This window comes from Arsenicibacter rosenii (genome assembly GCF_001870735.1).
GTDB classification, from domain to species: Bacteria; Bacteroidota; Bacteroidia; order Cytophagales; family Spirosomataceae; genus Arsenicibacter; species Arsenicibacter rosenii.
In genome coordinates this window covers 71,851-80,824 of sequence record NZ_MORL01000023.1, presented here as the reverse complement: position 1 = coordinate 80,824, position 8,974 = coordinate 71,851, and the positions used below count along the sequence as shown (strand labels likewise).

10 protein-coding genes are annotated in these 8,974 nt (G+C 45.8%); 7 read left to right on the top strand and 3 right to left on the bottom strand.

Annotated features, from left to right (window positions below; genetic code table 11):
* The first annotated feature begins 385 nt into the window (after window positions 1–385).
* From BLX24_RS25120 to trpA, 7 genes are all read left to right on the top strand, one after another.
* Window positions 386–1,768 carry an anthranilate synthase component I family protein gene (locus tag BLX24_RS25120; protein WP_310590802.1) on the top strand — a complete coding sequence of 461 codons (1,383 nt, stop codon included), beginning with the start codon at window positions 386–388 and terminating at the stop codon, window positions 1,766–1,768.
* 33 nt (window positions 1,769–1,801) lie between these two features.
* Window positions 1,802–2,368, top strand: coding sequence for an anthranilate synthase component II (locus BLX24_RS25115; protein WP_071505977.1), 567 nt, complete (start codon window positions 1,802–1,804; stop codon window positions 2,366–2,368).
* Between the two features lie 20 nt (window positions 2,369–2,388).
* The gene (trpD, locus tag BLX24_RS25110; protein ID WP_071505976.1) at window positions 2,389–3,378 is read left to right on the top strand and encodes an anthranilate phosphoribosyltransferase; all 990 of its coding nucleotides are present in this window, start codon (window positions 2,389–2,391) and stop codon (window positions 3,376–3,378) included.
* A gap of 32 nt (window positions 3,379–3,410) precedes the next feature.
* Window positions 3,411–4,229 (top strand): indole-3-glycerol phosphate synthase TrpC, encoded by an 819-nt coding sequence (trpC, locus tag BLX24_RS25105; protein WP_071505975.1) that lies wholly within the window; start codon window positions 3,411–3,413, stop codon window positions 4,227–4,229.
* Window positions 4,230–4,247: 18 nt separating this feature from the next.
* The gene (locus tag BLX24_RS25100; protein ID WP_071505974.1) at window positions 4,248–4,886 is read left to right on the top strand and encodes a phosphoribosylanthranilate isomerase; all 639 of its coding nucleotides are present in this window, start codon (window positions 4,248–4,250) and stop codon (window positions 4,884–4,886) included.
* Window positions 4,887–5,063: 177 nt separating this feature from the next.
* Window positions 5,064–6,266 carry a tryptophan synthase subunit beta gene (gene trpB / locus BLX24_RS25095; RefSeq protein WP_071505973.1) on the top strand — a complete coding sequence of 401 codons (1,203 nt, stop codon included), beginning with the start codon at window positions 5,064–5,066 and terminating at the stop codon, window positions 6,264–6,266.
* Between the two features lie 61 nt (window positions 6,267–6,327).
* Window positions 6,328–7,116: a tryptophan synthase subunit alpha gene (gene trpA / locus BLX24_RS25090; RefSeq protein ID WP_071505985.1), complete on the top strand. Its 789-nt coding sequence runs from the start codon at window positions 6,328–6,330 to the stop codon at window positions 7,114–7,116.
* A 62-nt stretch (window positions 7,117–7,178) separates the two neighbouring features.
* Here trpA and BLX24_RS25085 read toward each other — a convergent pair whose 3' ends face one another.
* From BLX24_RS25085 to BLX24_RS25075, 3 genes are all read right to left on the bottom strand, one after another.
* Window positions 7,179–7,760 carry a YdeI/OmpD-associated family protein gene (locus tag BLX24_RS25085; RefSeq protein ID WP_071505972.1) on the bottom strand — a complete coding sequence of 194 codons (582 nt, stop codon included), beginning with the start codon at window positions 7,758–7,760 and terminating at the stop codon, window positions 7,179–7,181.
* Window positions 7,761–8,177 carry a DUF1761 domain-containing protein gene (locus tag BLX24_RS25080; RefSeq protein ID WP_071505971.1) on the bottom strand — a complete coding sequence of 139 codons (417 nt, stop codon included), beginning with the start codon at window positions 8,175–8,177 and terminating at the stop codon, window positions 7,761–7,763. It abuts the gene before it with no gap.
* Window positions 8,178–8,252: 75 nt separating this feature from the next.
* Window positions 8,253–8,942 carry a helix-turn-helix transcriptional regulator gene (locus BLX24_RS25075; protein WP_071505970.1) on the bottom strand — a complete coding sequence of 230 codons (690 nt, stop codon included), beginning with the start codon at window positions 8,940–8,942 and terminating at the stop codon, window positions 8,253–8,255.
* Window positions 8,943–8,974 lie beyond the last annotated feature (32 nt).

Genomic DNA, 8,974 nt, shown 5'->3' with positions numbered 1-8,974 from the left:
TCTTGTCGTTTATACATTACCCAAAAAAAAGAAACGGCAGTTGGGACAGAATTGTAAAAAAGTGGTAGCTAAAATTGTATTTTATATTTCTCTGCCTATATTTGCGCCACATAGTTATATGTCATCCAAAGATTGATATATAACATATAAACCTGGCACTCTGAGCTAAGGTTTCGATTTCAAAGTCATGAATCAGTCAAAAAATATTGTAAACATTTGGTGGTGGCGTTCTCCTAATCCCGGGTGAACAGAGCCGCTATGTGTATATACTAGCATTTATTCAAGGCCTACTGTTCACGCAGTAGGCCTTTTTTTATCCCTTTTCTTTCTAACAATGGAGCAAATAGTAACGTCAAAATTCCAGGTAATTAGTCAACATAAACGAATGCTGGCTGATATTATAACGCCGGTAAGTATTTATCTGCGTATTCGTGATCGTTATCTGAACAGCATTTTATTGGAAAGTGCGGATTATCACGGAAATGAAAACTCCTTCTCCTACATCTGTTTTGATCCGGTTGCACGATTTGAATATTCGCATGATCAGCTACAGATCAAAATGCCGGACGGAACAGAAGAAACGAAGCATATCCAGCGACGTGAACTGTTACCGGCACTAAATGAGTTTAAAGCTTCATTTGAGCACCAGAAATCGGGATTCAATTTTATAACCAATGGTATTTTCGGGTATTTTGGCTTTCCGAGCGTACAGAGTTTTGAAGATATTGAACTTTCGGCCTCAATTCCGGCAGAAAATGACATTCCCGCTGCCATTTTTCAGGTTTATCGCTATGTAGTTGCTATTAACCATTTTAAAGATGAGCTTCATTTGTTTGAGCATACTTATCTGAAAGGTGACGAGCAGCAACAAGAAAGTAACCTGGACTACATTAGTTCACTGATTACAAGCCGGAATTATGCTACTTACTCGTTTGACGTAAACGGCGATGAAACATCGAATTTCACGGATGACCAATTCAGAGCTGTTATCCAGAAAGGAAAAGACCACTGCCAGCGGGGCGATGTTTTCCAGATTGTTTTATCAAGACGTTTCTCCATTCCGTTTAAAGGCGACGAATTCAATGTTTATCGGGCATTGAGGTCACTTAACCCTTCTCCCTATCTGTTCTATTTCGACTACGGTAATTTCAAGTTCTTTGGTTCGTCGCCGGAATCACAGATTGTTGTTAAAGACCGGAAAGCAACCATTTATCCGATTGCCGGTACGTTTCGCCGGACAGGTGATGATAGTAAAGATGCCGAACTGGCACAAAAACTCTATGATGACCCAAAAGAATCGGCAGAACATGTTATGTTGGTTGATCTGGCCCGTAATGATCTTAGCCGTAATTGTGATGTTGTTAATGTCGAAACGTTCAAAGAGATTCAATACTACTCGCATGTCATTCACCTTGTATCAAAGGTAGTAGGTACGCTGACTGACGAAGCAGAACCGCTGACAATCGTGGGCGAGACATTTCCTGCGGGTACCTTGTCCGGAGCCCCGAAACACATGGCCATGAAACTCATTGACCGCTATGAAAATATCAGCCGTAGTTTTTATTCGGGTAGTATAGGCTACATGGGTTTTGATGGTGAATTCAACCACGCTATCATGATCCGCACATTTATGAGTAAAGACAATACGCTTTATTATCAGGCAGGTGCCGGTATTGTGGCAAAATCGGTCGTGGAGAGTGAGCTACAGGAGGTACATAATAAGCTGGCAGCGCTGCGGACCGCCATTGAACAAGCACGAACAATATAAACCAATGAATATCTCCGGTAATACGGCCAAATCATGAAGCTACTCGTTTTAGATAATTACGATTCGTTTACGTACAATCTGGTTTATATCCTCCGGGAGCTGGGCGTTAGACCTGATGTGATACGTAATGATAAAATTTCAGTAGATGCCGTCGATCAATATGATAAGGTGTTGCTGTCGCCAGGTCCGGGTATTCCCTCAGAAGCGGGTATTCTTCAGGAACTGGTATCAACCTATGGTCCCACAAAAAGCATTTTAGGAATTTGTTTAGGACATCAGGGTATTGGCGAAGTGTTTGGCGCTGAGCTACAGAATTTAGGCGATGTCTTGCATGGAGTTGCACACAAAGCTTTTATTACCGATTCGTCAGAACGGATTTTCACCGGTTTACCTACAGAACTTACTGTTGGCCGGTATCATTCGTGGACAGTAACGCCGGAATCAATGCCCGACACACTGAAAATAACGGCTGTTGATGAGCAAGGTCGGGTAATGGCCTTATCACATACAACCTATGATGTAAAAGGACTGCAATTCCATCCGGAATCTGTGCTGACTGAAGGAGGTATCACTATGTTAAAGAACTGGTTAACTGCTTAATATCCGGAAAGGACTGTCAAATGAAAGCGATATTAAATCATCTTTTTGAGTATAAGACGTTATCGAAAGAGCAGGCAAAGCAGGTGCTGATCAATATTAGCCAGGGGGTATATAATACGTCTCAGATTGCGTCTTTTCTTACTGTTTACATGATGCGCAGCATCCGTGTTGAAGAGTTGGAAGGTTTCCGTGATGCAATGCTTGAACTCTGTCTGGCCGTTGATTTATCGGCGTATGACCCAATGGATCTTTGTGGAACAGGTGGCGACGGAAAAGATACGTTTAACATTTCTACACTGTCATCTTTTGTCGTGGCGGGAGCTGGTCAGCGGGTAGCCAAGCATGGTAACCACGGCGTTTCGTCGCTGTGTGGATCCTCAACGGTTATGGAAAAACTTGGTTATACCTTCACCAATGACGAAGGTGAGCTACAGCGGAAAATGGAAACGGCAGGTATTTGCTTTCTGCATGCGCCGTTATTCCATCCGGCCATGAAAAACGTAGCGCCTATCCGACGGGAATTAGGCGTAAAGACATTCTTTAATGTACTAGGCCCGATTGTAAATCCGGCAAGTCCTAAAAAACAGTTAGTGGGTGTATTTAATCTTGAATTGGCGAGATTATATGCGTATCTTTATCAGCAAACCCATAAACAGTTTATGATATTACACTCATTAGATGGTTATGATGAGGTATCATTAACGGGGGTATTTAAAGCCATAACTAATCATACAGAGTTGTTGCTAAGTCCCGAACAACTGGGTTTACACACACATACACCAGAGGCGTTGGCAGGAGGAAAGACAGTAGAGGAGTCAGCCCGAATATTCATGAATGTGTTGAATGATGAGGCTGAGTTTGCTCAGAAGGAAGCTGTTATTGCTAATGCAGGCATGGCTTTGTTTGCCGCCGGGAAGGCACAGACGCAGGAGGAAGCCATCGCCATGGCGCGTGAATCATTAGAAAGTAAGCGGGCGTTGCAAAGTTTCAAGACGCTTATTGCGAAGTAAAATCTGATCCGTAGCTGAATAACCTGACTCGCATGACAATTCTAGATCGCATTGTTGAGAAAAAATTAACAGAAGTTGCCCAGCGGAAAGCAACTATTCCTGCACAATCTCTGGAAAAACTGCCTACCATACAGCGCACAGTCAACTCTGCCCGGGCCGCTATCCAGGCCGCAGGTTCTACCGGTATCATTGCCGAATTTAAGCGTAAATCACCTTCTAAAGGCGTGATTAACGACTCGGTTGACGTAATCGCAACGACACAAGGGTATGTAAAAGCCGGTGCCGCCTGCCTGTCCGTACTTACGGATGAGCCATTTTTCGGTGGTAAGCCCGATGACCTGATCAAGGCCAGAGCGGCAAACCCAACAACGCCGGTGCTGCGTAAGGATTTTATTGTTGATCCCTATCAGTTGCTGGAGGCCAAAGCATGGGGCGCTGACCTGGTGCTGTTGATCGCGGCATGCCTGACACCTGACCAGGTGAAAGTGTTAGGAATGGAAGCCAAACGCCTCGGGCTGGAAGTACTCCTTGAAGTACACGACGAAGAAGAGCTCGACCAATGCCTGGCTATTGAGGAGCTGCCTCAGATCGTTGACCTGATCGGTGTCAATAACCGAAGCCTGAAAACATTTGTTACCTCTGTGGAAACTTCGTTACGGCTGGCCGACCGTATTCCTTCAGCGTTTGTGAAGGTTGCCGAAAGCGGCTTGTCAAGTGCAACTACCATTCAGGTACTGCGCGATGCCGGATTTGAAGGCTTCCTGATTGGAGAAGCATTTATGAAAACGTCAGCACCGGCCGAAGCATTAGCTGCGCTCGTGGCTGATTCGTTGATGCAAACGTCATCTTAAAACAATACATCCTGCACGATGAAAGTAAAAGTATGCGGTATGCGCGATGCTGCTAACATGGAGCAAATAGCAGCATTAAATCCAGATTTTATGGGGTTTATTTTCTATGATAAATCACCCCGTTACGTTGGCGAAGATTTTGACGCAGAGCTCGTAAAAAGCCTGCCCCGCAAAATTCAGAAGGTTGGTGTATTTGTGAATGCCAGCATTGATTTTATCCTGCGTACCGTTAAAAAGTATGAGCTTGACTACGCTCAGCTGCACGGCAACGAAACGCCTGACTATTGCAAAAGTCTGCGTATGCGTGGGGTCAGTGTTATTAAGGCATTTGCTGTTGATGCGTCGTTTAATTTTTCTATGCTGAACAACTACAAACCACATTGTGATTTTTTCCTGTTTGATGCCAAAGGACAGAACCCCGGAGGTAATGGGTTTGCATTTGACTGGCGGGTGTTAAGCCGGTATGATAATGAAAAACCATTCTTCCTGAGCGGTGGTATTGGTGTTGATAATCTGGACGAAATCGACAATCTGCGTGGCATGAAACTGTACGGTGTTGATGTAAACAGCAAGATTGAAATTGAGCCTGGTCTGAAGAATCCGGATCAGTTAAAAGAAATCCTGACCCGGTTAAAACCGGTTGAAGAAGAAGTATAGTAAACGCTGCTCCCCCTGATGCGTTTATGGTTTGAATTCGGGTTTTAGCCCGAAGCAAGGCTTTTTGCGCGCATACGTAAGCCAAAATTCATCGAGTACAACAAATTATCACCGAAAAGCAGCCTGGTCTTGCCTCATAAAAAGACTGAGCTGCGAGTAATCAATTTTATCTTACTCATGCAAGTTGCTCTTGATCAGACACTCTCTCCCTTTGGAGTAAACGATAAAGGTTTTTATGGACGATTCGGCGGGGCGTTTATCCCCGAAATGCTTTATCCTAACGTGGAAGAGCTTCGCCGGAATTACCTTACCATTATTAACGACCCGGCTTTCCAGCAGGAATACCGGGATTTGCTGACAGATTATGTAGGCCGGCCAACGCCGTTGTTTCTGGCATCCCGCCTTTCTGAACAACTGAATGCAACTATTTATCTGAAACGTGAAGACCTGTGCCATACGGGTGCACATAAGGTAAATAACACTGTTGGCCAGATCCTGATTGCCAAACGACTTGGTAAAAAACGGATTGTTGCCGAAACCGGGGCCGGTCAGCACGGCGTGGCAACAGCGACCGTTTGCGCCCTGATGGGCCTGGAATGTGTGGTATACATGGGTGCTATCGACATTGAACGCCAGAAGCCCAACGTCGACCGGATGAAAATGCTGGGTGCAACGGTTGTAGCCGCTACATCGGGTAGCCAGACGCTGAAAGATGCCACCAACGAAGCCATGCGCCACTGGATCAACAATCCGGTTGATACGCATTATATCATTGGTTCGGTCGTGGGGCCACACCCGTATCCGGATATGGTTGCCCGTTTTCAGTCAGTTATCTCAGAAGAAGTGAAAAAGCAGCTGTTCGCCAAAACGGGCAGTGAAAACCCTGATTATGTCGTGGCTTGTGTGGGCGGAGGCAGCAATGCAGCCGGTGCTTTCTTCCACTATCTTGATGAGCCGTCGGTAAAACTGGTAGCGGCCGAAGCGGCTGGTATGGGTATTTCCTCGGGGCATTCGGCGGCAACCACGGCACTGGGCAAGCCCGGGGTGCTGCATGGTAGCCGGACTATTCTGATGCAAACCGAAGATGGTCAGGTTACAGAGCCTTATTCGATTTCGGCGGGCCTTGATTATCCGGGCATTGGTCCGTTACACGCTCATTTGTATGATTCGGGACGAGGAATTTTCAAGAGCATTACGGACGAAGACGCGGTCAAATCCGCTTTTGAGCTAACGCGTCTGGAGGGTATTATTCCGGCGCTGGAATCGGCCCATGCCCTGGCCGCGCTCAAAGAATTGCCACTGACAGATAAAGACGTCGTTGTGGTATGTTTATCCGGCCGTGGTGATAAAGATCTGGCCACCTATTCAAAATACCTGTAAGCAGGCCAATGCGTTTAGTTGATGACTTAAAAACGGGGGAATGGATAACCCGACGTTTCAAATGATACAAACAATAACCCAAAACCGTATAAATGACCTCTTTGCCCGAAAAAGTCAGGGGTTATTAAATGTCTACTTCACAGCAGGATTTCCGGAGATTGGTGCTACCGCATCTATTCTGCGGTCACTGGAAAAAGCGGGTGTCGATCTTGTTGAGATTGGTATGCCTTATTCGGACCCTGTGGCAGACGGCGAAACCATCCAGCAAAGTAATATGAAGGCGCTGGAAGATGGTATGTCGTTGCGTTTGTTATTCGAGCAGTTGGCCGGTTGCCGGGACGAGGTGACCGTACCGATCTTGCTGATGGGCTATATCAATCCGGTGCTGCAGTTCGGGGTCGAAGCTTTTTGCCGGAAGTGTAAGGAAGTCGGGGTTGATGGCGTTATTCTGCCCGATCTGCCGCTGGATCTTTATCTGGATGAATACGAACCCATTTTCCGCGAATACGGCTTGCTGAACATCTTTCTGATTACACCACAGACAACGGAAGCGCGTATCCGGCTGATTGACGAACAGACCGAAGGGTTTATTTACATGGTATCATCAGCCAGTATTACAGGCTCGCAAAGTGGCGTAAGCGACGAAATGCTGGCTTATTTTAACCGCATTCAGGCAATGAACCTGCGTAACCCGCGGTTGATTGGCTTTGGGATCAAAGACAGCGAGACCTATCAGATGGCCTGCCAATATGCCAATGGCGCAATTATCGGCAGTGCGTTTATCCGCCACCTGCAAAATGGTCCGGCAACGGAAGAGCGTATTCAGGAATTTGTGTCTGCGATCCGCTGAAATAGATAACAGACATGTAGATCAGGCCCTGACAGTTTCTGCTGATCAGGGCTCTTTTTATATTACCTGAACTGTTTCGGCTTCTGCTGCTGACCGGCGAGGGTTACGATTTCGGTAATACGTCGTTGGCGGGTTTCGGGTTGGCGGGCGAGTACCAGCCATTGCAGGATTGCTTTCCGGATCGATTTGCTCAGGCCGAGAAAATATGTCCGGGCTTGCTCATGATTGGCAAACGCACGGGTCAAATCGTCCGGAATGATCAGTTCCTCCACATCATCGAACAGCGACCAGGACCCGTTTTGTTTGGCAATCAGGATACTAGCATAGCCAGCGGGCATCATAAGCCCTTCGCTGATCAGCCGCTGAATTTTTTCCTTGTTAATTTTTGACCAGACACTTTTGGGCTTTCGTTTACTGAAAAACTGCATGTACTGATTTTCATCGATGGTTTTTGCCTTACTATCGATCCAGCCAAAACAAAGCGCTTCGTCAACAGACTCACTCCATGAAAGCCTTGATTTATCAACTTGCTTTTTGTTGAAAATAAGCCAGACAGATTGTTTGGTCTGGTGGTTTTCGGCCAGCCACTGCCGCCATTCCTGGCGGCTGGCAGGGCCAAAGGTATTGGTTTCTGTAGTTTGCATTTATTTCATAGCAACGAGTATTGTACTGACAATCAGAATGCCAATCAGGTGATATGTGCCACTTATAACACCATAATAGATCGGTTGCGGAATATTCGGGTTGATCGCAATGTTAACTGTATTGGCAACCAGATAGCCGAATCCAACAAGGAGGGCAAAGGAAAAAGCTTCGCTAAAGGATTGAAGATGCAGGGCGTTTATTAAAACGGCACTGGCAATTGTAATAACTAAAGAACAAAGGGCGGGTCCGACAATAAAGATTGGTTTATTATTTTGTAAGGTTTCGCCAGCCCGTCCAAGTGATATTTTATACTGTCTGGTGAAAAACAAAGTAAACCATAAGGCACCAAGAATAAAGTAAGCAAAGAAGGCAATCAGGATACTGATCCAGTTTAAGTTCGCGAATTGGCTGATCATAAAACAGATGTTTAAGTTGATGATACAAAGCTAAATCCGCCGGCTGACAGCCTTATGTCAGGGGTATGTCAGCGGTTAATGGTATTTATCAAAAAAATCCTGCAAGGTCATATTGTGTGGCGTAAATGACTGATTGAGAACGTCAAGGTGCTTAATTCTGTCCAATCTGAAATACCGGAACTGATTCCGCGAGCGACACCACGCTACTAATAACCAGTTGTCTGTACTCAGCAAGGCGAAGGGTTCAATAAGGCGTACAGACGATTGTTGTGCTTCATTGACGTATTCTATTTTCGTCAGCCGGAAATTAGTCAGGGCGAATTGCAGGGCAGATACGTTGTTACTGGTGCGTTCGCGGTGAATGTTTTGATCGAAGCGGGTACGGTCGGTAAGCAGGTTGGCTTTGTGTCTGACACTTTGTTTTAAAACAGCCTTGATTTTATCGATTGCTTCCAGATAATCACTGATAAACGAAGCATCTTTATTTTTGAGCACCAGCTGTTCGGCCAGAATCAAGGCATTTGCCTGACTTTCGGTGAACATAACCGGAGGAATACGGTAATCTTCCATGAGTGAATAGCCTTTTCCTTCTTCGGTCACAACCGGAACACCGGCCTGTTCCAGTGCCCGGATGTCGCGATAAATAGTCCGGATGCTAACCGAAAACTTCTGTGCCAGCTCAGTCGCTGTCAGGATTCGTTTTGTCTGTAACTGCGTTAAAATCGCGGTAAGTCTGGAAAGCCGTTTGGTATCATTGCCATTCATGGTTGAGCGTTAGAGTCAGGGATAAATACGAT